The sequence below is a fragment of the Kitasatospora sp. NPDC032757 genome, assembly GCF_055579305.1.
Window position 1 is genome coordinate 42,358 of sequence record NZ_JBVINN010000031.1, and the last position, 24,296, is coordinate 66,653.

General features: G+C 68.9%; 23 protein-coding genes, 1 tRNA gene and 1 pseudogene. 5 read left to right on the plus strand and 20 right to left on the minus strand.

Annotated features, from left to right (window positions below):
• Positions 1 to 435: 435 nt before the first annotated feature.
• Positions 436 to 1,149, plus strand: a pseudogene (locus ACZ5WK_RS28200) (site-specific integrase); the annotation flags it as partial.
• A 110-nt stretch (positions 1,150 to 1,259) separates the two neighbouring features.
• On the plus strand, positions 1,260 to 1,505 hold the full coding sequence (locus ACZ5WK_RS28205) for a hypothetical protein (RefSeq protein WP_465551435.1): 246 nt from the start codon (positions 1,260 to 1,262) through the stop codon (positions 1,503 to 1,505).
• Between the two features lie 544 nt (positions 1,506 to 2,049).
• Here the strand turns inward: ACZ5WK_RS28205 and ACZ5WK_RS28210 are convergent.
• The 4 genes from ACZ5WK_RS28210 to ACZ5WK_RS28225 all read right to left on the minus strand — a co-directional run bounded on the left by ACZ5WK_RS28210 (position 2,050) and on the right by ACZ5WK_RS28225 (position 3,417).
• Positions 2,050 to 2,709, minus strand: a complete 660-nt coding sequence (locus ACZ5WK_RS28210) for a hypothetical protein (RefSeq protein ID WP_465551342.1) — start codon at positions 2,707 to 2,709, stop codon at positions 2,050 to 2,052.
• 132 nt (positions 2,710 to 2,841) lie between these two features.
• Positions 2,842 to 3,102 (minus strand): hypothetical protein, encoded by a 261-nt coding sequence (locus ACZ5WK_RS28215; protein WP_465551344.1) that lies wholly within the window; start codon positions 3,100 to 3,102, stop codon positions 2,842 to 2,844.
• Positions 3,103 to 3,137: 35 nt separating this feature from the next.
• Entirely contained in the window at positions 3,138 to 3,239 is a 102-nt protein-coding gene (locus ACZ5WK_RS28220) for a DUF4240 domain-containing protein (protein WP_465551346.1), read from the minus strand.
• 4 nt (positions 3,240 to 3,243) lie between these two features.
• Complete coding sequence (locus ACZ5WK_RS28225; protein WP_465551348.1) at positions 3,244 to 3,417, minus strand: DUF4240 domain-containing protein; 174 nt, start codon at positions 3,415 to 3,417, stop codon at positions 3,244 to 3,246.
• A gap of 197 nt (positions 3,418 to 3,614) precedes the next feature.
• On the opposite strand from ACZ5WK_RS28225, the gene ACZ5WK_RS28230 reads away from it, so the two are divergent.
• The gene (locus ACZ5WK_RS28230) at positions 3,615 to 3,971 is read left to right on the plus strand and encodes a PRC-barrel domain-containing protein (RefSeq protein WP_465551437.1); all 357 of its coding nucleotides are present in this window, start codon (positions 3,615 to 3,617) and stop codon (positions 3,969 to 3,971) included.
• Between the two features lie 29 nt (positions 3,972 to 4,000).
• Positions 4,001 to 4,171, plus strand: coding sequence for a hypothetical protein (locus ACZ5WK_RS28235; protein ID WP_465551350.1), 171 nt, complete (start codon positions 4,001 to 4,003; stop codon positions 4,169 to 4,171).
• A gap of 291 nt (positions 4,172 to 4,462) precedes the next feature.
• Here the strand turns inward: ACZ5WK_RS28235 and ACZ5WK_RS28240 are convergent, their stop codons facing one another.
• The 3 genes from ACZ5WK_RS28240 to ACZ5WK_RS28250 form a co-directional block, all read right to left on the minus strand.
• Positions 4,463 to 5,494, minus strand: a complete 1,032-nt coding sequence (locus tag ACZ5WK_RS28240) for a YihY/virulence factor BrkB family protein (RefSeq protein WP_465551352.1) — start codon at positions 5,492 to 5,494, stop codon at positions 4,463 to 4,465.
• A 44-nt stretch (positions 5,495 to 5,538) separates the two neighbouring features.
• The gene (locus tag ACZ5WK_RS28245) at positions 5,539 to 5,700 is read right to left on the minus strand and encodes a YqaE/Pmp3 family membrane protein (RefSeq protein ID WP_465551354.1); all 162 of its coding nucleotides are present in this window, start codon (positions 5,698 to 5,700) and stop codon (positions 5,539 to 5,541) included.
• Positions 5,701 to 6,555: 855 nt separating this feature from the next.
• A complete protein-coding gene (locus ACZ5WK_RS28250) occupies positions 6,556 to 7,071 on the minus strand; it encodes a hypothetical protein (RefSeq protein ID WP_465551356.1) in 516 nt (171 codons plus the stop codon).
• Between the two features lie 151 nt (positions 7,072 to 7,222).
• Between ACZ5WK_RS28250 and ACZ5WK_RS28255 the strand changes: the two genes are divergently transcribed.
• A complete protein-coding gene (locus ACZ5WK_RS28255; protein WP_465551439.1) occupies positions 7,223 to 7,846 on the plus strand; it encodes a site-specific integrase in 624 nt (207 codons plus the stop codon).
• Between the two features lie 512 nt (positions 7,847 to 8,358).
• Here ACZ5WK_RS28255 and ACZ5WK_RS28260 read toward each other — a convergent pair.
• From ACZ5WK_RS28260 to ACZ5WK_RS28320, 13 genes are all read right to left on the minus strand, one after another.
• Positions 8,359 to 9,597, minus strand: coding sequence for a M20 family metallopeptidase (locus ACZ5WK_RS28260; RefSeq protein WP_465551358.1), 1,239 nt, complete (start codon positions 9,595 to 9,597; stop codon positions 8,359 to 8,361).
• The gene (locus ACZ5WK_RS28265) at positions 9,594 to 10,613 is read right to left on the minus strand and encodes a succinylglutamate desuccinylase/aspartoacylase family protein (RefSeq protein WP_465551360.1); all 1,020 of its coding nucleotides are present in this window, start codon (positions 10,611 to 10,613) and stop codon (positions 9,594 to 9,596) included. Before ACZ5WK_RS28265 ends, ACZ5WK_RS28260 begins: the two co-directional genes overlap by 4 nt.
• A complete protein-coding gene (locus ACZ5WK_RS28270) occupies positions 10,610 to 12,205 on the minus strand; it encodes a sugar ABC transporter ATP-binding protein (RefSeq protein ID WP_465551362.1) in 1,596 nt (531 codons plus the stop codon). Before ACZ5WK_RS28270 ends, ACZ5WK_RS28265 begins: the two co-directional genes overlap by 4 nt.
• 8 nt (positions 12,206 to 12,213) lie before the next feature.
• Complete coding sequence (locus ACZ5WK_RS28275) at positions 12,214 to 13,308, minus strand: sugar ABC transporter substrate-binding protein (RefSeq protein WP_465551364.1); 1,095 nt, start codon at positions 13,306 to 13,308, stop codon at positions 12,214 to 12,216.
• 109 nt (positions 13,309 to 13,417) lie between these two features.
• The gene (locus ACZ5WK_RS28280; protein WP_465551366.1) at positions 13,418 to 14,509 is read right to left on the minus strand and encodes an ABC transporter permease; all 1,092 of its coding nucleotides are present in this window, start codon (positions 14,507 to 14,509) and stop codon (positions 13,418 to 13,420) included.
• A gap of 986 nt (positions 14,510 to 15,495) precedes the next feature.
• Positions 15,496 to 16,521: an Lrp/AsnC family transcriptional regulator gene (locus tag ACZ5WK_RS28285; protein WP_465551368.1), complete on the minus strand. Its 1,026-nt coding sequence runs from the start codon at positions 16,519 to 16,521 to the stop codon at positions 15,496 to 15,498.
• A 1,279-nt stretch (positions 16,522 to 17,800) separates the two neighbouring features.
• Positions 17,801 to 17,874 (minus strand) — tRNA-Pro (locus tag ACZ5WK_RS28290).
• A gap of 134 nt (positions 17,875 to 18,008) precedes the next feature.
• A complete protein-coding gene (locus ACZ5WK_RS28295) occupies positions 18,009 to 19,319 on the minus strand; it encodes an MFS transporter (RefSeq protein ID WP_465551370.1) in 1,311 nt (436 codons plus the stop codon).
• Between the two features lie 269 nt (positions 19,320 to 19,588).
• Positions 19,589 to 20,380, minus strand: coding sequence for a DUF1684 domain-containing protein (locus ACZ5WK_RS28300; protein WP_465551372.1), 792 nt, complete (start codon positions 20,378 to 20,380; stop codon positions 19,589 to 19,591).
• A 247-nt stretch (positions 20,381 to 20,627) separates the two neighbouring features.
• Entirely contained in the window at positions 20,628 to 21,488 is an 861-nt protein-coding gene (locus ACZ5WK_RS28305; RefSeq protein WP_396323578.1) for an acyl-CoA thioesterase, read from the minus strand.
• Positions 21,489 to 21,695: 207 nt separating this feature from the next.
• Positions 21,696 to 22,379: an alpha-ketoglutarate-dependent dioxygenase AlkB family protein gene (locus tag ACZ5WK_RS28310; protein WP_465551441.1), complete on the minus strand. Its 684-nt coding sequence runs from the start codon at positions 22,377 to 22,379 to the stop codon at positions 21,696 to 21,698.
• 49 nt (positions 22,380 to 22,428) lie between these two features.
• Positions 22,429 to 22,791 (minus strand): transglycosylase family protein, encoded by a 363-nt coding sequence (locus tag ACZ5WK_RS28315; protein ID WP_465551375.1) that lies wholly within the window; start codon positions 22,789 to 22,791, stop codon positions 22,429 to 22,431.
• Positions 22,792 to 23,022: 231 nt separating this feature from the next.
• On the minus strand, positions 23,023 to 23,817 hold the full coding sequence (locus ACZ5WK_RS28320) for a transglycosylase family protein (protein ID WP_465551377.1): 795 nt from the start codon (positions 23,815 to 23,817) through the stop codon (positions 23,023 to 23,025).
• Positions 23,818 to 24,296 lie beyond the last annotated feature (479 nt).

Below are 24,296 nucleotides of genomic sequence, written 5' to 3' on the forward strand. Positions count from 1 at the left end.
CATATCGGGACGCTACGCCCTGCGACACCGAGCAGCGCCAGCGAGTCCACGATCCCTTGTCGCCATGACAAGGGATCGCCGCAGGTCAGGGCACCATTCAGCCCGTTTGTGAGTACGGAGTGAGTGCGGGGGTTCACCGGCTGCTGACGCCCGCCGGGAGACCATGAGCGTGGCTGTTCGTACGACCCGCAGGAAGTGATCACCATGCGCTCCGCAGCCCACGCCGGGCACGTCTACCGCCGGTGCGGCTGCCGCGACCACCAGGGAAAGCAGCTCGGAGCCAGCTGCCCCGAGCTCGCCACCGACCCCGATCACGGCACCTGGACCTTCTCCCTCGACCTCCCCTCCCCCGGCCCCGGCCCCGGCCCCGGACGCAACAACGTCCGCCGCGGCGGCTACCCCACCGCCGAAGCCGCCCGAACCGCCCTCCGCCGGATGATCGAGGGCGAGACCGCCGGCTTCAACACCGACCCCAACCAGTCCGTCGCCGAGTACCTCACAGCCTGGCTCAAGGACAAGAAGCCCGCCCTCAGGCCCACCACCTTCGCGCGCTACCGCGACTACGTCACCAACGACCTGATCCCCGCCCTCGGCGCAGTCAGGCTCGACGACCTCGGACACTCCCACATCGCCGCCTTCACCCACGCCCAGCTCGACGCCGGCCGAGGCAAGGTGACCGTCCACCGCTGCCTCGCCACCCTGTCCAGCGCCCTCGGCGACGCCGTCCGACAGCGCCGCCTCGCCTACAACCCGGCCCGACCCACCGTCATCCCCCGCCCCGCCGCGGCCGAACGCCATATCTGGACCGTGCAGGACGCGATCCGCTTCCTGCACCACTGCCGCGCCACCGACCCGGCCTTCGCCGACCTCGTCGAGGTCCTCATCGGCACCGGCATCCGCAAGGGCGAAGCCCTCGGACTTCACTGGGATGACGTACACCTGCCCAAACGCGTCCTCTACATCCAGTACACGCTGTCCGCGGTCGACAACAACCGCCTCGTCCTCACCGACCCCAAGACCCGTAGCAGCAAGACCTGGGTCGCCGTCTCCCCACGGGTCGCCACCGCCCTGCGCCACCGCGCAGTCGACAAGGGCCCCTCGCCCTCACGCGCAGACCACGGCGGTTTCGTCTTCCACCGCCCCGACGGACGCCCCCTGCACCCTCAGTACGTCCTCAACCACTTCCACGACCTCTGCCGGCAATTCGACGTCCCCGCACCGCCATCCACGACCTGCGCCACCTCGCCGCCACCATCTCCATCACAGCTGGCGTCCCCCTCACCGTCGTCTCCAAGACCCTGCGGCACGCCACCCTGTCCACCACCGCGAACATCTACGGCCACCTCACCACCCAGGCCGCCCGCGACGCCGTCGACACCATCGACCAAGCCCTCACCTCGGCCGACTCCATGAAGCTGCCACGCCCACGCACACCCGCCGCTCACACCGGCCAACACCACAACCAAGCCACCACGGTCAAGGGCCAGCCCTCAAAGGCGAGTTGACACGACCAAGCACTCACCTTGATCGACTCGGCGAGATCCCGCCCTCACAATGCACTCACAAGGCCCTGAAAACGCATCAAGGCCGCTTCCATCTCTCGATGGAAACGGCCTCCGACCTGCGAAAACGCTGGTCGGGACGACAGGATTTGAACCTGCGACCCCTTGACCCCCAGCGGTCGAAAGGTGGTGACGGACAGTCCGCTCAGTCCAGAAACCGCAGGTCAGGGCCTGCCACATCCAGGCCGCATGAAGCCTGATAACACTTCATGACACCCAGTCCGTGAGAGCCGCGTGAGAGGCGCCCAATGACCGGGGCTTCGAGAGTGACTTGCCTCACGGTCGCATTCCAGAACTCACTCACCCCTACGAACACCACGCTTTCGCGGCAGCAGGGCAACTTCTTGCCCGGCATCGCGTAGCGACTCTGGGATATCGGAAGCCGACGGGCACGACGTGCACCCCGCGGTGCTCCCAGTCACGCGCGGGACGGCAGACATCTCGGCGCGCGCCACTCCGCGGTGGATTACTCGTCCCACCAATTTCCCTACGTCGCGGGGTAGCCGATCCCGGCGATGTCCTCAGCAAGGTCCGCGAGAGTCAGCTCGGCATTGAGGGCACGGACCACGTCATCGGTGAGTGGACGCAGTGCACAGACGTGCCTGACGGTATCCAGGTCGACTGGTACCTCGTAGTAGTCGACGGCGAAGCTCACGTACGCCTCCGGAGATCGGTCGACGAGGAGGTCGAACAACCAGTCGGCCCCGTCGGGGTCGACGTGTCCCTCCGGAAAATCAATCTCCCCCGTCTGCCAACTCTCGTCAGTCGTCCTGCGCCACAGGCAGGCCGTCACCGTCGGAACGCCGTCGTCGCTGAACGCAGGCTCCTCCACACACGACCGGAACTCTTCGGGAACAGAGTCCACCACGCCCGGCCACACTCCGTCCTCGACGTAGGGGCTCATCGGCGACTCGTGGTCAAAGCCCCGAACGTACACACCGGCCGGAGCGAAGACGATCGAGTACTCGTCCCCCGAACCGTTGCGCATCGACGCCATCTCCTCCGTCGGCGACCACCGCGCATCGAAGGAGTAGTAGCGCGAGGACCAATCGGGACTGAGGATCGCATCCAGCATCGCCAAAGCCCGGCATTGGTCCCGCAAGACATCGGGATCGGGCAGAGAACGGGCGACATCGTTGACGGTCATGCCGACCATCCAAGCGGACCCCAGTGACCACCCGCACGGTCGCCCGCCAGACCGCGGCACAAGGGACGTCGCCAACCAACCGGGATAGCGACCCCATCCGGGTGGCGACGCCCTTCGAGGCACTTACTCATCTCAGCCGGCGGCTGCGCCGAGGTAGAGGGCAGCAAGGCGGGGAAGGCGACGGTGCATCTCGTCAGCGTCGTCGAAGTCGAAGTCCTCACCCATGTCGGACTCCAGCTCCGCATCCACATCCTGCCCTGCCCGATGGCGCTTCCACGTCCCGTGGAAGGCATCGGCGTCGCCCGTCAGGCGCTCGAACGTGTAGCTGGCCGCGTAGTTCACGTCCTCGGCGAAGATCACGTAGTCGTCACCCCGGGCCGCGGCCTCGATCACTGCGGGGTAATCCGCCAGAGCGTCCGGGCGAGCGGCTACCAGCTCGTACCAGTCCCGAGGGCAACCAGGCCAGCCCGGAAGTCCATGAAGCTGTCATCCGAGCAGCCTCCCCCGATGAGATAGGCGGCAGCCCACAAGTCCCTAGCGGTACATGGCGCCGTGCACCTCGTCGAATCGCTCCTGACAGCCGAGGATCTCCTCCTGCGAGGGCCCCGCCAGCTGGTCGACCAACGCCTCGGCGAACGACTTACCATGCGGACCGCTGCTTTCGGACCGCGCTACCCCGATCACATTCCAGAACTCGTCGATGTCCATGACCATCCACCCTTGCAGCAGGGTCCGACATGTGAGGTCTACCGTGTCCCGGATGACCCTCAAGGGGTGCTTGTGTTGGCCTCGGCGCTCAGATCGAGGCACGCTGAAACTTGCAAGGCCACACGACACGGGCCAGGTGAGCCTGCCGGTCCGGGTAGGCCCGCGCCCGGGGACCAGGCCGCGCGAAGGGAGCCATGATGATCCAGGTAGGGGACATCCGCGAGTGGCGTACCCACGACGTCGTCGATGCCGAGGGGAGCAAGATCGGGACGCTGGAGGCGATCTACGTGGACACCAGCACGGACGAGCCGGCTATGGCGACCGTCCAGATCGGCATGCCCACCCAGCACCGGCTGGTCTTCGTCCCCTTGAACGACGCGAGCGTCGGACCGGGCTATCTCAAGGTTGCCTACGACAAGGCGCTCGTGAGGGACTGCCCTGCCATCGGCATGGATGACGTCCTGCCCGCCGGGGACGAGGACGCCGTCTTCCAGCACTACGGCCTGGCCTACCAGAAGGGTGCCGGCGGCGAGCGGCAGCTCGCCCGCCGCTGAGCGCCCATACGCGGCCGAGGAGGCTCGTCATGGTCCTGATCCTGGCTCTGGTTATCGTCGCGATCGTGCTGGGCATCATCGGCGCCGTCGCCAACGGATGGGTTTTCCTCCTCGTGATCGCGATCATTCTCTTCGTCGCCGACATGGCCTACGCCGGCATCCGCTGGTCCCGGCGCTCAGGCCGACGCCCGACGCGCTGAACCGCCACCTGCCCGGCCGCGGTGCGGCGGAAGACCGCAACCGCGGTCACCCACATGTGCGGGCATGCCGCGTGGATGCAGCCCCGGCTGCCGCCGCCCCCGCGTCCCGGCCTTCCTCAGTCTCGTTGGACGAGAATGCAGATGCCGCAGTTGCCCGTCGCGCCTCGGACGCCATCACCCGACCTCCTTCACCACCCCGATCGTGGCGGCCTCGGACCCGATCCAGCCCTTCCTCGCTCTCCTGCCCGGCCCGCCCTCCCTTCCTCTTCCGGCGGCGAGGAGAAGCGGGAGTCAGCGACTGGGTCTGTCGTGATCGTGTGGGGTGTCGGGCGGTGGTTTGCGGGTGTCGCGGGGTTCGGGGTGGGGCTCTTCCTCGGGTAGGTGACCGGCTTCGATCGCGCGGCCGCGTTCCAGCTCGAAGTTGAACTCGAGGCCCAGCAGGATCGCGAGGTTGGAGACCCACAGCCAGAGGAGGAAGAGGATCACGGCTCCGATGCTGCCGTAGGTGCTGTTGAGGCTGCTGAAGTTGGCGACGTAGAGGGCGAACGCGCCGGATGCGATGATCCACAGGGCCACGGCGACCAGGCTTCCGGGCAGGATCCAGCGCAGCTTGGGTCGTTTGGCGTTGGGAGCGGCCCAGTAGAGCAGGGTGACCATCGCAGTGACGATGATGACGAGGATCGGCCATTTGGCGATGCCCCAGACCTGTACGGCGTTTTCGCTGACTCCGAGGATCTTCCCTGTCTTGGTGGCCAGGGTGCCGGTGAAGACGACACCGGTAGCGGTGAGGGCGAGGAGCACGACGAGGACGATGGTCAGGGCGAGTCGTGTGGGCAGGGTCTTCCAGAGTGGGCGGCCTTCGTCGATGCCGTAGACGTTGTTGGCGGCGCGCATGAAGGCCGCGGTGTAGCCGGAGGCGGACCACAGGGCGAGGATGATTCCGATGGCCAGCGCGATGCCTGCCCTGCCCTGGGCAGCTTGGAGTTGCTGCACCACGGTGGTGAGGATCTGGCGGGCGGACCCGGGGCCGAGGTCACGAATGTGGTCGAGCAGCGGCTTGGTGGCGGAGCTGCCGACCAGCCCCAGGATCGACACCAGGGCCAGCAGGGCGGGGAAGATCGCCAGCAGGCCGTAGTAGGTGAGCGCGGCTGCCGCGTCGCTGAGGCTGTCGGCCTTGAACTGCTTGGTGGTGCGTTTCAGGACGCCCCACCATGACCTCTTGGGCAGGTCGGTCGGGCTCTCGGCGGGACCGGCGCCACCGGTGGCGGGCCTGCTCTCGTCGGCTGCGCTTATGTGCCGGTGCTCGTTGTCGTGTCGTGACATGGGTGTCACCCCGGCGTGTTGAATGGTTGTTCGGGGGCGGGGCCTCAGTCCTTGACCACCTGGTAGATGCCGTAGATGACTCCGGGCACGTGGCCGCACAACTGAAGGAGGAAGGCCCAGAGCGCCTTCATACTCGGCCCGTCCTTGATCAGCACTGCCAGGAACGGCAGGACCACGCACAACAGCACCAAAAAGACCTTGACCATGATCAACCCTCGTTGAGGTGCGATGGTCAGCGGCACGGTAGCCGCTGTTTCATGGTCTCACCGCCGGCCGCCCGACGGGGAACAGGCCGAGCCGGAACGGCGGGTACGTGCAGGTGGACAACTCGGGGCTTCCGGCGGCATGGGCATCATGGGCCCTACCCGGGTCAATCCTGCGGTCCCTGTGCGCGCCGGTATCCCGGGCGGTGCGGTTCTACTGCGGATCTACAGCGCAAATCTCCGGAGCGCGCCATGATCATCATCGGGGGCCGAAGGCCGCGGCGACCAGGTCAAGGGCCTGGGAACAGGAAGCAGCTGGGGCCGTGTTGCCCGCGGCTGGCTGGGGACATCAAGCACGGCACGTGGACGTATGCGGTCGATCTCGCGCGGGAGGAGGGTCGGCGGCGGGTCCGTCGCCGGGGCCGTGCCGAGGCAGCCAGGGAGATGGCTGCCGTGTTGGGCGGTGAGCTGCGCGGGGTCTACGAGAACCGCCGCACGACGGTCGCGAGCTACCTGCGCGAGTCGCTGGCCGCGAGGAAGCCGCACCTCGCGCCGAACACGTATGCCCGGCTACGCGGCGTGCGTCGAGCGCGGTCTGATCCCCGCCTTCGGCCGCTACCGGCTGCTCGATCTGTGGCCGAAGCACATCGACGACTGGGTCACCGCCCAGCTGGAGGCCGAGCGGGGCAGGGTCACCGTCTACCGGGCCGTTTCCACCCTGCGCAACGCGCTGAATGAGAGGACCCCTGCGCCCAAAAAAAGGTGGTCCCCGCATCACTGCGGGGACCACCTTTCCGGCCTGTGCAAACGCGGACAACCCCGCGCGCTCGACCCTTCGAGGCGATCACCATGCGCTGCTCACCGAACCCCGGAAAGGACCGAGGACGCGTCTACCGGCGCTGCGGATGCCGCGACGACCACCGCCGACAGCTCGGCACCACCTGCCCCCGCCTCGCGGCCGACGCGCACCACGGCACCTGGGCGTTCGCCGTCGACGCCCCCTCCCCCGGCGGGCACCGCCGCACCGTCCGCCGCGCCGGTTTCCCCGACGAACTCGAAGCCCGCATCGCGCTGCGGAGCTTCAACGAGGGCCTCGCCCTGTGCGTCATCACCGACCCCAGGCAGCGCACCGCCGAATACCTGCGGGACCGGCTCGACGAGAAGGACCTGCGTCTCAAGCCCACCACCATGGCCCGCTACCGCACCTACGTCGAACAGGACCTCATCTTCGCCCTCGGCACCATCCCCCTGATCGACCTCACCCGCCAGCACCTGAGCGCCTTCGTCACCGCCCAACTGCGCAAGGGCCGCGGCAGGGTCACCGTCTACCGGATCATGGCCACCCTCTCCAACGCCCTCAGCAGCGCCGTCCACGACGGCCGCCTGGCCCGCAACCCCGCCAAGCCCCCGCTCCTCGCCCGTCCCGCCGCCGCCCCACGGCGCCTGTGGACCGAAGAGCAGACCGCCCGCTCCTGCGCGTCACCCACGTCACCGACCCCCTGTACGCCGACCTCGCAGAGCTCTGATCGGCACCGGCATCCGCAAAGGCGAAGCACTCGCCCTGCGCTGGGACGACGTCCGCCTCCCGAACCGCGTCTTCTTCGTCCGCGCGACGCTCTCCGTGATCGACAACAACCAAATGGTGCTGACCGCCCCGAAAACCAAAGGCAGCAGGATGTGGGTCGCCCTGTCCGACCGTGTCGCCTCAGCCCTCGACGACCGCGTCGGCACACGCGCCTTCGGCAACATCACCGACAGCGGCGGCTACGTCTTCCACCGCCACGGCCGCCCCCTCCACCCGAAGAACGTCCTCGACCACTTCCACCTGCTCTGCGACAAGGCCGGCGTCCCTCGCATCACCCTCCACGACCTGCGCCACCTCATGACCAGCTTCGCCCTGGCCGCTGGCGTCCCCCGGCCCGTCATCTCCAAGACCCTGCGCCACCGCACCCTGTCGACCAGCACGAACATCTACGCCGAGCTCACCCGCCTCGCAGCCCGCGCGGCCGTCGACGCCGTCGCCTGGACCCTCGACAACGCCGACCGCGCCATACTCGGACGCCTCGTCTGCCGCGCCCAGCGCCCCTGGCGACAACGCCCCCGCCCACACCGGCAACTGCCCGCGTACCAGCAGACACGAACAGAATAACCATCGACGCCATGGCCGATGTGGCCCGGCGACCACAATGCGACCACCAGCTGACGCAGCAACAGAAAGAGCCGATACCTGGATTCCCAAGTACCGGCTCTCACAACCGACTTCACAGTCGGGACGACAGGATTTGAACCTGCGCCCCCTTGACCCCCAGCAGGGCCTATCCCGGCCACCCCGCATGACGCCTGATGCCGCCTCGTAACACCCATTTCCGTGAGAGCCCCGTGAGAGGCGGAGCCTCGGGACGAAGGTAGCCGGGCAAACCGGCAGCTCGTTGAGCCAGCCGCCGTTCATGTGCAGCAGCGCAGGGTGCCTGGCATTTCGAGCGCCACGGGTGGGACGGCCTGGCCAGGACCGTCCCAGCCGGTACGGAACCCCGATGCGCTCGCTCACGCCGTTGACCAGCACGAGTGGAGAAACCCGACTGGCGTCCTCGGGCGGTGTCCTCCCTCAGCGTCGCCTGACCACGCCGGATTCCCGATGCAGGAATCACAGTGGGCGAACCGCTATGCCTCGCTGTCGTCGCCGGAGTCCAGCGGCTTGTCGCCCGATTCGGTCCGTGCCAGCGCGGCGTCCACGACCGTCCAGGCCATCGCGATCGCCCCGTCGATGAGGGCGCGGTCGGCCTGGTCCGAGATCGCCGCCTCGGTGAAGGCGGGCTGGTGGTTGGAGACGGGCGAGTCGCAGATCTTGACGTGCGGGTGAAGGCTGGGCACGACCTGGGAGACTGCGCCGAAGTCGGTGGAGGCGCGAAACGCGCGGGCCTCGGCGTCCTGCCGGAAGCTTCGGCCCAAGGCCTCCGCATTCCGCTGGTACATCGCGGCCAGCCAGGGCGACTGCACCACATTCGGGTAGGCGTGCCGCTCCCACTCCATCTTCACGGTGCAGCCGGCTGCCATGGCTGCCCCCGTGAAGCACGCCTCGACACGTGGGATCACCTCCTCCAGGTCCGCCATGGTGAGGGCCCTGATCCCGTAGACGCCGCTGGCGTTTCCCGGGATCACGTTGGCGGCGGCACCGGCATCCGTGACCACACCGTGGACCCGGATGTCGTTGCGAAGCTGCTGGCGCAGCAGACCGACGGCGACCTGGGCGATGGTCGATGCGTCGGCGGCGTTCGCCGCTTCCCAGGGCGAGGCGGCGGCGTGGGAACTCCTGCCCGAGAACTCGAAGGAGAACCCGGTGTTGGCAAGGAAGCTCGGTGATGCGTCCTCGAAGGGCGCCGGGTGCACCATCATGGCCAGGTCGGCTCCGGCGAAGGCCCCCTGTTCGAGCATGAGGATCTTGCCGCCGCCGGTCTCCTCGGCCGGGGTTCCCAGCACTTCGACCGCGAGGTCGAGCTGTTCGGCCACGCGCTTCAGACCCACCGCCGCCGCGACCGCGCAGGCCGCGATCACGTTGTGCCCGCAGGCGTGACCGAGCTCCGGAAGTGCGTCGTACTCGGCGACGACGACCGCCTTGAACGAGCCGTTGCCGGCCACCGCGGAGATCGCAGTGTCGAGCCCGAAGGCCCCTTCTGTGATTGTGAATCCGGCTGAGCGCAGCTCGTTCGCGACTTCCCGGCTGGCGTAGTGCTCCGCGAAGCCGAGTTCGGGTGTGCCGTGGATGCGGTGGCTGAGGCCGATCGCCTGATCGCGGAAATCCTCGATCGCGGCCTTCACCACCGCCTTGATCCCACTGCGCAGTTCGGGATCCCGGCTGCCGACTGCCCGAACCCTCCCGGGGGTTTCAGTGTCGATGCTCATGCGTCGGCCGCCGCGACGAATCCGATGGCGTGTCCCTGGGGAACGGCGAAGGAACCGCCCCCGGGCGCCGTGGTCAGGAAGGCCCACACGAATCCTGTGACGGGCATCAGGACCTCTTCCAGTACCGACCCGTCCATGCCCACGATGTGGGCGACAACGGTGCCCTGTTCCATCACGGTTCCCGGTTCGGTGACCGGGAAGAGAACACCTGACTCGCGGCACGTGAGGACCCCGTGGTAGGTGAAGCTCCCCTGAATCCGTTCCACCGGCTGGGATGCCGCCGGTTCGTCCAGCATTCCGAGGCTGGACATGACGTTGATAACGCCGCGGATGCCTACCTCGTACCCGGAATGCCCGCGCTCGTCCAGGAGCTCGACCATGAGTCCGGGAATGCCGTGGGCCGACGCCGCGGCGGCGGGCTGGCCGTCGATCGAACCGACCCGCTCGGCGGTGCTGTCCTCCGGATCGGCCATCAGAACGGGGGTGACGCCGAAAGCCTCCGCCATGGCGCGCTGGACCCGACGGACCTCGGGCGAGGAGCACTGCGCCGCGAACTCCATCGACATGGGCACCGCCGGCTCCGCGTTGTTGTGCAGGTCGATGTAGTGCGTGGCGGCATCGAGGAGGTGACGGATCTGCGCGCCGATCCGCAGGGTCGGTGAGCCGGTCGGGTCGCTGGGCCAGTAGCAGGGCATTCCCAGGTGGATGTCGTCCTCGGGAGAGGCGTATGTCGCCCGGTCGAACGCCAGGGGGTTGGCCACCGGAACCGAGATCAGGGTTCCGCGCAGTCTCGCGGGGTCGAGGCGCTCGATGAGCTTGAGAAGTGTCCGGGTGCCCGTGATCTCGGTTCCGTGGGTGGCTCCGGTGACAAGGAGCACCGGACCCGGCTCCGCCCCGTGCACGATGCTCACCGGCACGCTGACGACCTGCCCGGAGGCGGACGTGGTGGCGGCCAGGCGCGAGTGGTGCACCTCTCCGGCGGGTACCCGGAGGGATCCGACCTCGAAGTCGGTCATGGCAGGCTCCTTAGTGCTGGTTCGACTTGGTGCTGGTTCGACGACGTGGCCGGCGCCGCCGCGGAAGAAAGGCAGTGATGGGTGATGGCTTCGGTGGACAGACGGTCGCCGGTGAGCTCTCCGGAGAGGGTCCCGTTCTTGACAACGAGGACCCGATGACAGAGGTGGGCGAGATCCTCGTACTCACTGCTGGCGATCACGACGCAGCAGCCGTCCTGGGCGGCACGGTTGATCTGCTCGAAGAGGGTCTTCTTGGCTCCGACGTCCACACCGTTGGTCGGTTCGTGGAGGAAGAGCACATGAGGACTGGTGAGCAGCCACTTGGCGAGGATCAGCTTCTGCTGGTTGCCACCGCTGAACGAACCGAGCGGCAGATCGGGGGCCAGCGGCCGCAGCCCGACACGGCGCATCGCCTCGATCGCGTCCTCGCGCTCGTCGGAGTAGGCCATCCGACCGGACCGCCAGTAGCGCCCCATGGTGGCCATCGTGAGGTTCTCTGCCGCTGAGGCAGCCATGAGTCCGCTGGAGGTCGCCCGGTCCGCGGGGATGTACGCCATGCCCATGGTCATGGCCCGGCGCGGCCGGAGCCAGCGCTGGTCGACCTCCCGGCCCTTGACTTCGACCTTTCCTTCTCCGCGGCTCGCGCCGAAGCACAGGCCGATGATCTCCTCGAAGCCGTCGCCCACGAGACCGGTCAGCCCGAGGATCTCCCCGCCGGACGCCGTGAACGACACGTCCCGCGTCTCTGCCCCGCTGAGATTCGTCACCCGTAGAACGGGCTCGGACAGGCTCGTGTGTTCGGCCGGATAGAGGTTCGTGAGCTCTACGCCGAGGATGGCGGTGATGAGGTCGTCGGTCGTCGCCGAGGCGACGTCCATCGTTGCCACGACCTCCCCCGACCGCAGGATGGTTGCTCGATCACAGATCTCCTTCACCTCCTCGAGTCGGTGCGTCACGATCACGACCGAGCTGCCGGATGCCTTGATCCTGCGGAGGACCTCGAACACCTGGTGCACCGCGTCGCCGGGGAGGTAGGCGGTGGGCTCGTCCAGGACGAGCACACCGCTGTCCGCCCCGCTGATGGACTCGATACCCCTGATGATCGACAGCATGGCCCGCTCCACCGCGGACAGGGTGCCGACCACGGCGTCGGGCGACAGCTTGAGCCCGTACCGCTGGAGGGTCTCCTCGGTGTAGGACCGCTGGGCGCGCCAGTCGACTCTCCCCCACCGTGTTCGGTAGCGGCCCAGCCCGAGCGCCTCCATGACGGTGGACGAGAGGACAAGCCCGAGATCCTGGTGGACGAATCCAAGCTTCAGGTGTTCCGCCGTCTTCGGGTCGATCGGAAGGTTCTCCGACCGGCCGGCCACGCTGACGCGAGGAACCTTGTCCGCCGGGTGGTCCCCGTCCGGGGCGATCTGGCCGGCGAGGAGTTTGATCAGTGTGGACTTGCCGCAGCCGTTCTCGCCCAGGAGAGCGTGGATCTCCCCGCGTGCGACGCTGAGGGAGGCGTCCCTGAGGACGGTGCGGGCCCCGTAGGACTTGGTGAGGTGCTCGGCCTGGAGCAGGGGTTCGCCGCTCGTTGAGATCATGGTCTTGATCACCCGTGCCAGAGTTGGGTGTAGAAGTTCCGGAAATCGAATGAGCCGTACCAGTCGCCGGACTTCCTCGTCAGGTCGATCGTGTGGACATTGGCTCGTGTGAAGGTCCGGGTCGGGATCTGCTCGTCCGCGACCGCCTCTTCCCCGGCGGCCGCCCGGAGGGACTGGTCAACCGCCGCCCACCCCATCTGGTAAAGGTTGGTACCGACGGTCGCGGACTCCGGGTCTGCCGGGTCCTGAAGCCCGCTCAGTGCCCCGGTGATGGCGTTCGCGCCCACCAGGCGGATGTTCCGGCCGCCGAGACTGTTGATCGACGGCCGGATCGCGAGGTTCATGTCGTCGACGATGCTCACCACATGGCGAGTCTCGGGGTTGCGCTGCAGAAACGCGTTGACCTGCGGTTGCAGGAGAGTTGACCAGGATTCCAAGGGCGCGTCCTGCACGGCGACCTTGACCCCGGGGCACAGCTGGGCGAATCGCTGCGTGAACTGGTCGACCACATCGGAACTCCACGTCCCGAAAGTCGAGGACCCCAGGTAGAGCACCCCGTCACGGCAGGAAGAGTCCGCCGCAACGAAGTCGGCCTGTCGGGTGCCCTCGTCGTTGGTTGCCGACGCGTAGGCGAACAGACCGATGTCGGCGAGTTCCTGCGAGACCCTGCCCGGCGCGTCGCTGCCGACGCCGATCACGGGGATCCCGTGCTGCTTGGCCTCGGTGATGCTCGATGCAATGCTCCGCGGGGGCGTTCCCTGCAGCAGGATGACGTCGACCTGCTGGGCGACCGCCTGGTCCACGAGGGCGGCAGCCTTCGGGGAGTCGCCCTCGCTGTCCGAAACAGTGACGGTGGCACCCGCCACCCCGGCAGCCTCCTTGACGCCTGCAAGAACGTCCTGACTGAACGGAAAGCTGAGGCCGCTCGCGATGAATCTGATGTTCTTGCCCCGGAGGGCGGTCCCGTTCTTGACCGACGGGATCTTGGGGGCGTCGGTCACGGGGGCGACGTCCACGGCCAGCGCTTTGCCGGCAACGCTGCTCTGGTCGGCGGCCCCGGAGGAGGCGTTTGTGCTGTCACTCGCCCGCTGACAGCCCGTCATGGCCAGGAGCGCAGCGGAGAGCAGGATGGGCGCGATGGCTCTGCGTCTGTGTCTCATCACGTGAATCACCTATCTTGTCGGGTGGGGAAACGGCTTGCTCTCACGACGCCTACGCGCGAGCCGTTCGGCCGTTGCGGCGAGCCGCGTACGTCGAGAGGGCCACTCCCAGAATCAGAGCCGCGCCGTAGAAGACCTGGGTCACCCAGCCGGCCAGCCCCAGGAGCTCGAGCCCGGTGATCCCGGTCGCCAGGAAGTACGTCGCGACCGACGTCCCGATGATGTTGAACCGGCCGGGCGCGAAGCTGGTTGACCCGAGCATCGCGGCTGCGAACGGCGCCAGCGCGTAGCTGGTGCCGACATTCGGGTCCGCGGACCCCAGCACGCCGGTCAGCAGAACCGCGGCCACCGCGCCGAGAAGGCTGGACACGATGAGGGACCCGGCTCGAATCGCGTCCACACGCAGCCCGGAGAGGCGAGCCACCTCACGCCCGGCGCCGGTGAAGTACAGGCTGCGACCGAGCGGCGTGTGCTGGAAGACGTACCAGGACACCACGACCACGGCCAGGGCGTAGAAGAAGACGAGCTGGATTCCGCCCACGGTGCTTCGGGCGGCGTCGACGAGGTTCGTAGAGATGCCGGTGACGGTGATGTTGTTCAGCCCCAGGGCGAGGCCGACGAGCACCGAGGTCATCGCCAGCGTCACGATGAGCGAACTGATCCCGATACGGACCACGAAGAACGCGTTGACGCATCCCACGGCCAGTCCGATTGCCAGCGCCACGAGCACAGTCGGCAGCAGCGGCCACTGATGGACGACGTTGAGGTATCCCGTCATGACGACGGTGATCACCACCACGCCGCTGGACGACAGGTCGAACTCCCCGGCGGCCATGGGAATGGTCACCGCGATCGCCACGATGAGGACGGTGGCCTGCGAACTGAGGAGGTACCCCAGGTTCGAGCCCGAGAGGAAGACTCCGGGCAGGAGCACGCTGAAGACCAGGATCATCAAACACCAGGTGATGATGAGCCCGAAGCGCGAACCGATCAGAGCGAAGCGGTCGTTGGCTCTCAATCTCGGCTCGGCCACAGGAGAGTCCGATGTGTTCGCGGGAGGAGATGGTTCAGCCGCACCATCGAGGTCAGCGCCGGATGCCGCGCGGAATGCCGCCGGTTCCTGTCCGATTGGCGTTCGCGCCATGTTGTCACTCCTACTGTCTCGTGATCCTGTCAGCGTTACCTGATCTTGAGCGAGTCGCCCGGTCGGCGTAGAGCTCCCTGTGGAACAGGCCGTCGTGCTAAGCGAATTGGCGACCAGCCGGACACGCCCGCGGAAATGGCCATGCGGGCCCGGATCGTCCTTCGGGCGGGCACGAGGCGTCGACCGCAAGGACATGCCGAGTCGCTCAGGGTGACCCGGCCCACGCCGCCCGGCCACCTTCGCGGCGCGGGACAAGCGCATCCACGACGACGTCCGGCACGCCACTGGGAAGCCGCTAAGCCATCCAGAACGTCGCCCCCGGCGAGGTGCTCGGCGCCTGCAAAGCGCACCGGAACCAGCGAGCCCCGGAGGTGAAACCGCAGACCAACTGGGCGACCGGGGCGCGCACACGCTCAGAGTCGGCCAGCGACAACGACCGGCCCAGCCATCGGGGTCCTCCGAATCCTTGTCCTGCGCGCCCAAGGAGGCTCGAACGTGCTCGTTCAGGGACCTCACTCGGCGCCGGCGCGTCATCGCGCTTGGGAAGAGTCTGAGGTCGACGGTCATCAGAGGAAGAAATTTGTTTGAATTCTGCAATCCAAGGGCGCAACCTGTGGGAAATCGACACTGGCCTCGATCCTGCTCGGGCCATCGCCCCACGCCCCGTTCCGCCCACTCGGCCCGAAGGTCGCAAGGTCAGCACGGCCAGGGCCCGGCTGCGTCGGGTGGGTGACGGCTTCCACGGCTCCGGCAGGGTGATCACGGACCGCGCCGGTGATCATGTCGATCCAGGGCCGAGGCCAGCGGGCGGCGGGCTCTCGGAAACGGTCAGGCCGAACACCGGCATCCAGGCCGGCAGGCCGGGGCGCGCCGGATCACCTCAAGCGGAAATGCATTCTTCTGCCCGTGACCACTGCCGGTGCCACGGTTCAAGTCAGACGATCGAGTGCCGTCGACGCGCAGTTGTCCTGCGCCTCCAAGGAGACTCAATCCGTCCAGGGCCGGAGCGGGACGACACCGGTCGCCCGGCCGTCGTCTCCCAGAATCCTGCCCATGCGCTTGACGGGCCGAAGATCGATGACCCGGTTCGACACGACCACAGAGGGAAACCGCTCAAGCAGGTTCGCTTCGACCGCCTCGATCTCCCCCAATGAGTGGAGCCAACAGGTGACCATGAGGTTGTTGGGTCCTGTTGTAGCGGCCACGACGCGAACCTGAGGGGATCGAGCCAGGCTCCGACACACCTCCTGAAGACTGTTCGCGGGAACCTTTCCCCAGATCGTCGCGGAGATGGGCCAGCCGAACACGGGCGTGGCAAGATCGCACCTGACTCTCGTCAGCCCGCTCTCGATGAGCCGGCCTACCCGACGTCGCGCCGTCGCGGGGGTCACGTCTGCCCGCGCCCCCAGGTCCTGGAAGGCCATCCGGCCGTCAACGACCAGCGCGTCCAGCAGAGCACGGTCCACCGAATCCAGCTGCGGCATCTTGGCGGGGCCACCCGCATCCCGCGAGGTCCCCGACGCGAGCAGGCTCACTTGACGGGCATCGAGAGCGCGGAGCCGCCATCGACTGCCCTCCCCGTACAGCGTGGTCACGATCGACACCTCGACATAGTTGACTCCGGGATACGTCTCCAGCCGGCTCAGCACGCGCTCGTGAAGCGAGCGAAGGCTTGGAGAGAACACCGTCATGACGAGATCGGGGGCGCCGCCCGTGATTTCCAGGGTTGCAACCGAGGGATCGTTCTGCAGCCTTATGGCCAACTTCTCCCGAAGTCGCGGACGACACCTCATCAAGACGAACGCCGTCACGCCGACATCATGAAAGGCCGGGCCAGGCGTGGCGCTCACCCAGGCAAGCCCGGCCCCACGCAAGCGGTCCCAGCGGCGAGCCAGAGTGATCGGCGCGACATCCAGCACCTGAGAGATGAGGGACCACGGCGCACGCGGCGCACGCTGGAGTGCCTCCAGCAATGACAAGTCAAGCTCGTCCGGAGCGATGGATTCGTGCACAGCTCCCCGACTCCTTGAAAGATCCCTCCGTCACCAGGAACGAAACCGTACGTCCCCACTGTCGCGCCGTCCACCTGCAAAGTGCCACAAGCCACGCACAGTTTTTGACCGGGCACACTGCGAACCCAGGCGACCATCGCAACCTCGGCCGGTACGGCGTGGCCGTGCTCGAGCTGATCTTCCTCCGGCCGGCGGCCGGCTTCTGCCGCTGTCGCACTCGGAAGAGGACGAAGAGGACAAGGAGGTCGAGCTCCTCGTGCTGCGCCGCGAGGTTGCGCGCTGCGCCGCTGGCCTCGCGTTCAGCGGCGCTCTTCCTGGCCGGACCGCGCAGTGCTCGCTGCCCTCGCCCGGACGTCACCGCCCACCCCGCCGCGGCCCGGGCCACCCAACTCGCCCGCAACCTCCTGACCGACTCGGCAGGCTTTCGACGCGGTCCCCAGCACGGACGACATCGCAACCCCGAGGAGTCACCGCGGACGCCACGGATGAACGCCGCGCGGAGAGGTACATAGGCATCGGACGAGCCGGGCGCACCGACCGGCTACCGATCCACCATGAACAGCACCTGCCACGCGTGCTCGCCGAGTACGCCCGCCACCACAGCACCGGACGGCCCCACCCCGCCGGGGCCGAGCGAGCCCTGCCGACAACCCTCGACGCCATACCGTTCCCCGAACACCGAATCCAGCGCCACGAGGTAACCGGCGGACTCTCCCCAGTGTCACGCAGAGCCTGGCGAAGATAGAAGCAACTGACGAAATTACAGGTCGGCCCTTGTGCGGGACTTTTGGAACCCTACGGGCCCGTACCCCTCCCCGCGCCGAGCACGCACTCGACATGGCGATCGCGCATTTCGAGCCTCACCACTGCAGGCACCTGACGCTGTACCAGGAGCGCCATTCCCGCCCGCGTTTGCGCCGCGCCTTCTCCGAAGGCAACTGCGGCCGCCCTACCAGCACCCAACTCACCCGGCGACCGGGCAGCGCCTGAAACCCTTCCGTGCACTTGATCGATGCCAGATGCGTCAAGTGCGAACCCTCTGGCCAGAATCTGCGATCACGGCGAGCAACGATCGAGCCGTACCGGTGATCGAAATCGGACATACCGGCAGAGGGCGCCAAAAGTCACCAACTCGCGACGCCGATCAGCCCCGACTCTTCGGCGTCGAACCGTGAAAACCGTGAGGCGAATGTGAGAGGCAGGCCCAGCGCATGCCGAAGGCCGCCTCCTCGTAAACGAGAAAACGGCCTCTGACCTGCGACAATGGGGCGAACCCCAGTCGGGACGACAGGATTTGAACCTGCGACCCCTTGACCCCCAGTCAAGTGCGCTACCAAGCTGCGCCACGTCCCGTGGTCTCGGTGCCCTGGCGGAGCCTGGGGGGCTCTGCTGTGGGCTTCTCGACCTTGTCCCCGGTGTCCCGGCGACGTGGAAAACAATACAGCACGTCGGGGGGTGCTCGCTGCCAGGTTTGGTGGGGCGCGGGGTCAGGGGGTGGGCTGGCGGGCGTCGTAGCGGAGGAAGGCCGGGCGGCGGGCGGCGAGGAGGACGATGGCGGCGACGCAGGCGAGGCCGCCGCTGATGACGGAGGCGGCGGGGCTGGTGAGGGAGGCGACCGCGCCGGACTCGAAATCGCCGAGGCGGGGGCCGCCGGCGACGACGACGACGAAGATGCCCTGGAGGCGGCCGCGCATCTCGTCGGGGGCGGCGACCTGCATCATCGTGTTGCGGAAGATCATGCTGACGGTGTCGGCGCAGCCGGCGACGGCGAGGAAGAGGAGGCCGAGCCAGAGGTTGCGGACCAGGCCGAAGGCGGCGATGGCGAGGCCCCAGGCGGCGACGGAGGCGAGGACGGCCACGCCCTGGCGGTTGACCCGGCTGACCCAGCCGGAGAAGAGGGCGCCGATCAGGGCGCCGACGGCGGGGGCGGAGACCAGGAGGCCGACGGTGCGGGCGTCGCCGCCGTAGAAGGTGACGGCGATGGCCGGGAAGAGGGCGCGCGGCATGCCGAAGATCATCGCGGCCAGGTCGGCGAGGAAGCTGGTGCGCAGGTTGGGCTGCTCGCGCAGGAAGCGCAGGCCGTCGAGGACGGAGGCGCGGCCCTTGCGTTCGCCGAGGGGGCGCATGGCGGGCAGGCGCCACATCGCGTAGAGGGTGGCGGCGAAGGCGACGGTGTCGACCAGGTAGGCGGCCTGGGCTCCGTAGCCGCCGATGAGGACGCCGCCGAGCATGGGGCCGACGGTGAGGCCGAGGTTCATGCTGACGGTGTTCAGGGCGTTGGCGGCGGGGAGCTGGTGGCTCGGGACGAGGCGCGGGATCATCGCCGAGCGGGCGGGCGAGCTGAGCGCGAAGAAGCCGGCCTGGACTGCCACGGCCGCGTAGAGGACGGCGACCAGGCCGAGTCCGGCGAGTGCCTGGGCGGCCAGGACGGCGGACACGGCCGCGAGCCCGGCGGACCCGATCAGTCCGAGGCGGCGGCGGTCCACGGTGTCGGCGATGGCGCCGCCGTAGAGGCCGAAGGCGATCAGCGGGAACAGGGAGAACAGCCCGACCAGGCCGGTGGCGAAGCTGGAGCCGGTCAGGTCGTAGACCTGGACGGAGACGGCGACGGCCGTCATCTGCTGGCCGATCGACGAGACGGCCTGGCCGAACCAGACCCGCCGGTAGTCGGCGTTGTCGCGCAGCGGGCTGAGGTCGGCGAAGGCCCCGCGAGTGACCCGGCGGTACCACGGCGGGGCGGAGGCCTCCGGCCCGGACGCGGGAGCCTCGGCACCGGGGCACGAGGCAGAAGCGGACACTGGAGGCTCGGACACAGCAGGCTCGGACTCGGGGAGTTCGGACAGGGCAGGCTCGGCGCCGGACGGAACAGGCCCGGCACCGGACGAAGCGGGACCGGCCGCCGAATTGGCAGGATGATTGGTCGACACAGTCCCCCATACTCACCCTGCCCACCGCTCGGCCCACCACCGGGGCGGCTCCGGCAGCAGCCCGCCGCGACAGCGCTCACCGCAGCCCCGGCTGAGGGCCCGACCCCACCCCCCGACGCCACCCCCGCCCCCCAGCGCCCCTACCGGGTCAACACCTGCTTCTCCCCCGCCTCGACCGCGAAGTCCAGCCGGTTGCCCGGCGGCGGGAAGGGGCAGATGAAGTGATCCGAGAAGGCGCACGGCGGCAGGTAGGCGCGGTTGAGGTCGAACACCGTGTGACCGTCCGCCTCCGGGGCGGGCAGGGTGATGAAGCGGAAGCGGTAGGTGTCCGTCCCGCTGGTGGCGTCGGCGATGACGCCGGTGAGGCGGTTGCCCGCGTGGCTGACGGTCAGGGTCCGGTGCTCGCCCGCGACGGTGAAGGCGATCCGGCCGGTGACGGCCAGCGGGCGGTCCTTGCCGTCCGCGTTGGGGACGACGACGACCTGATCGTCGCCGCCCTCGAACGGGGTGTAGACCGCCGGGACGGCCCACTCCGGCGAGTAGGGGTACGCGGAGATGCCGGCGAAGGAGGCCCGGCGCGGTGCGGCCGGGTCGAAAACCCGCAGGGCCAGCTCGCCCTCGCGCTCGATCGGGGCGAGGCGCAGCTCGCCCAGCGAGGCGGTGTCGGCGGCCGGGTCGGTGTCCGGTCGGAGCAACGCCTCACCGTCGACGGGGGCCGGCGCACCGGTGACGGTGATCCCGTCGGCCGCCGCCGCCCGGACCCGGGCTCCCTCGGCGTCGGCCCACCATAGGCCGGGCAGGCCGGGGACCTCGGTGGGCTCGGGCTCCAGCCAGTGCGTACCGGTGAGAGCCAGCTGGCCGTGCGGCGTGCTCACCGCCGCCGCCCGGTTGTCGCTCCAGTGCTTCCATTCCTCCGCGGCTGTCGCCGTCATCGGCGTACCTCCCGCTCCGGTCCACGACCCGCAGGCCGTCCCTGTCCGACAACACCATCGACCTCGACGCGTCCGACGACGCCCCGACGCCCGACGCCTCGACGCCTTCGAAGACGCCTCGACGTGTCCGTCGACGCCTTCACGCGTCCGTCGACACCGTCACGACCGCCACGCGTCCGCCGACAGCTCCGACGCGTCCGTCACCACCTCAACACCGATCACGGCAGCAGATCATCCCGGCCGGGGATCAGCCCTTGAGCGGCCGGAACAGCCCCTCCTGCACCACGGAGACCACCAGCTGCCCGCTGCGGTCGTAGATCTGCCCGCGGGCCAGGCCGCGGCCGGCGTGCGCGATCGGGGACTCCTGCTGGTAGAGCAGCCAGTCGTCGGTCCGGAACGGCCGGTGGAACCACATGGCGTGGTCGAGCGAGGCCATGTCGAAGTGGCGTCTGCCCCAGAGGGGCTCCACGGGGGCGCGGACGGCGTCCAGCAGCGTCATGTCGCTCGCGTAGGTGAGGGCGCAGACGTGGATCAGCGGGTCGTCGGGCAGGGCGCCGTTGGTCCGCAGCCAGACGCCACTGCGGGCCTCGACACCGGCCAGCTCCTCCTTGCTCCAGCGCAGCCGGTCGACGTACCGGATGTCGAACGGCTGCCGGCGGCTGATGAACGGGGGCAGCTCGCCGAGGCGGGAGCCGACCTCCTCCAGCGCGCTGGGCAGGTCCTCGGGGGCGGCGACCTCGGGCATCGGGTACTGGTGCTCGATGCCGCCCTCCTCGGGGAGGTGGAAGTCGGCGGTGAGGGCGAAGATCGACCGGCCGCCCTGGATGGCCAGCACCCGGCGGGTGGTGAAGGAGCGGCCGTCCCGGATCCGGTCCACCTGGTAGACGATCGGCACGCCGGGCACGCCGGGGCGCAGGAAATAGGCGTGCAGTGAGTGGACGGGGCGCTCGCCGTCCACCGTGCGCCCCGCCGCAACCAGCGCCTGTCCGGCGACCTGGCCGCCGAACGTCCGCTGGAGCGCCTCCTCGGGGCTGCGCCCGCGGAAGATGTTCAGTTCGATCTGCTCAAGGTCCAGCAGTTCGACAAGCTCGTCGACGGGGGTACCCATGCGTGCACTTCCTCTCCGGACGGCCGGTCCGGACGGAGGTCTTCCGCCCGGCCGCCGACGCCCGTGTTCTCGAATTCTCCCGCCCCATCGAATTCTCCAGCGAGCCCGGGCATTCCCGACACCGGGGGCACCTTTCGCCGATTCACTCGAACGAGGTCCCACTCTCTCGAACGCCGACGGCGGGCGGCGGACCGTTCCCGCAAGCGCTCAGAGACCGGACCGGCGGACGGTGATGTTGAGCCGCCCGGTCAGGCCGAGCGCCGGGTCCGCCGTGCCGGGCAGGGTGCGCACCACGCCGTGGTACGCGAACCGGGACGGGCCGCCGAAGACCAGCAGGTCGCCGCTCTGCAACTCCAGGTCGGTCCACGGGCGGGTCCGGGTCTCGGTGTTGCCGAGCCGGAAGACGCAGGTGTCGCCGAGCGACAGCGACACCACGGGGGCGTCGGTCCGCTCGTCGCGGTCCTGGTGCAGACCCATCTTCGCGCCGTGCGGGTAGTGGTTGACGATGGCGATGTCCGGCTCGTAGCCGGCCGCACCCGCGATCTCGCCGGCCGCCCCGCCGTAGGCGTCCGCGACGGCCCGGCGGGCCAATCGGCCGAGCTCCGGCGGGAACGCCTTGACCGGCGTCCCGTCGGCAGCGGTCCGGCGGTAGCCGTACGGAAACCAATGCCACCCCAGGCTGACCATCTGCACGGACATCAGGCCGCCGGTCGGCATCCGGACGGTGTGCATACCGGCCGGCGGGCGGGCCCACTCCCGGCAAGCGGCCACCAGGCGCAGCTGGGCGGCGGCGTCCAGCCAGCCGGGGACGAGCACGGCGCCGGGCGCGGGCTCGGACCGCTCACGTGACGTGCCGGCGCCGGAGCCCTCGCCGAACAGCTCGCCCTGGATCACCCCACCATCCTCGCGCACCCCTCCGACAAGCGGGACCCGCCACCGCTCACCGCCGCGCCTCGCCGATCATCCCGATCTCCCGAGCGCAGACCGGCCAGGCATCCCACCCCTGCATCCGGAGGATCTCCTCGGCGACGGTGGTCTTCTGGCGCCGGCTCGCAAGGTCGGGCCGGTCGGCGTACCGCGGACCGCCCACCTCCGCCCGGGTCGGAGGCCAGATCTGCAGCCCGCCGAAACAGCCGTTGCCGGTGTTCGCCTGCCAGTCACCGCCGCTCTCGCACTCGGCGAGGTCGTCCCAGACCAGGTCCGCGACGGTCGAGGCAGCCTGGGCCTGCCCACCGGACACCGTGCCTACGGTCAGTAGCAGGACAGCGACGAGCGCGGCGAAGACCCGCGCCGGACTGCCCATCGGTACGAAGGATTCGCGGCTGATCCTATGAACGCTGAGAAGGCACAGCGGCCGACCCCAGGCGCGCACCGCCCCGGACCGTCCCGACACGCCGGACACGCAGACGGCCGCTCCCCCGCACAGCGGAGAAGCGGCCGGGCGGACAGTACGTCCGAAGTGGCACGCCACCAACGAATCGGTCGGCCCCGGGGTCAACCGGACCAGTAGTCGGCCGGCCCGGGGTCCATCGGATCAGACAGTCAGGGCCTGGCCCGGGAAGATCAGGTCGGGGTTGCCGCCGATGACCTTGGTGTTGTTGTTGTACAGGGTATGCCAGTCGATGCCCTTGGCAGCCGCGATGGTGCTCAGGGTGTCACCGGACTTGACGGTGTAGTTGCCACCCGCGACCGGCTGGGCGTCGTTCGAGGTCGCGGCCTTGCCGGACTTCGCGGCGTTGTCGGACTTCCACGACTTGGCGGAGTCCGAGGACTTCGGCGCGGCGACGGCAGCCTTCGGGGCCTCGGCGGCCTTCGGGGCGGCGGTCTTCGGAGCCTCGGCGGCCTTGGGGGCCGGCGCGGCCTTCGGCGCGGCGGTGGCAGCCGGGGCGGCCGGCTTCGCGGCGGCGGAGGTGTCGACGGCGGCGGGGGCGCCGCCCTTCGTCAGGCCGGCCTTGACGGAGCACACGGGCCAGGCGCCCGGGCCCTGCGAGGCGAGGACCTTCTCGGCGATGGAGATCTGCTGCGCCTTGGTGGCCAGGTTGGCCTGCGAGGCGAAGGCGGTGCCGCCGAAGGCGGCCCAGGTGCTGGAGGTGAACTGCAGACCGCCGTAGAAACCGTTGCCGGTGTTGATGGCCCAGTTGCCGCCGCTCTCGCACTGGGCGACAGCGTCCCAGGTGGAGACGGAGGCGGCGGAGGCCGAGGTGGCCGTGACGAGGCCGGCCACCGGCAGGGCCGCGACAGCGGCGCCCGCCACGACAGCCATCCGAACGCGGTTGCGCTTGGTGACGGTGGAGGTGGTGGCAGCGGCGGACTCGTTACGGAAGGTCATGGGGTTCCTCTCGACAGCCCCGGGCGGGCATGCGGAACCAAGCCCTCGAAGGGGGTCGATTTCGCTCGCCGCGTCCGTCGGGCGGCCGGGCACGTGTCGGACGTGCCGCGCCGCCCTGGCCACCCGCCACGCACCGGGGACCTGTTCGAGCGGTCGCATCGGCGGGCACTGCCGGCGCCGGGTGAACCGGCGGGCTGTGCGTCGGGGGTGAACCCGGGTGGTGCTCGTTGCACCGCCAATGAAGCTACGAGTCGGCGGCCGGGGAACCAAACAACCGGCGGTCTGCCCAGCTCAGCCAGGCGTTACCCACGGTAACGACCATGCAATCCTGCCCCAAATGTCCGATTTAACCGTCATTTCCTAGATCAAACATCGCCGAGCCGTGACCCACCTCACCGTTTCATTCCGGCAGGCCTGCCATCGACATCGACAGATTGCGAGCAGCGGAACACGCACTGCGATCGGTTCAGGGGCAATTC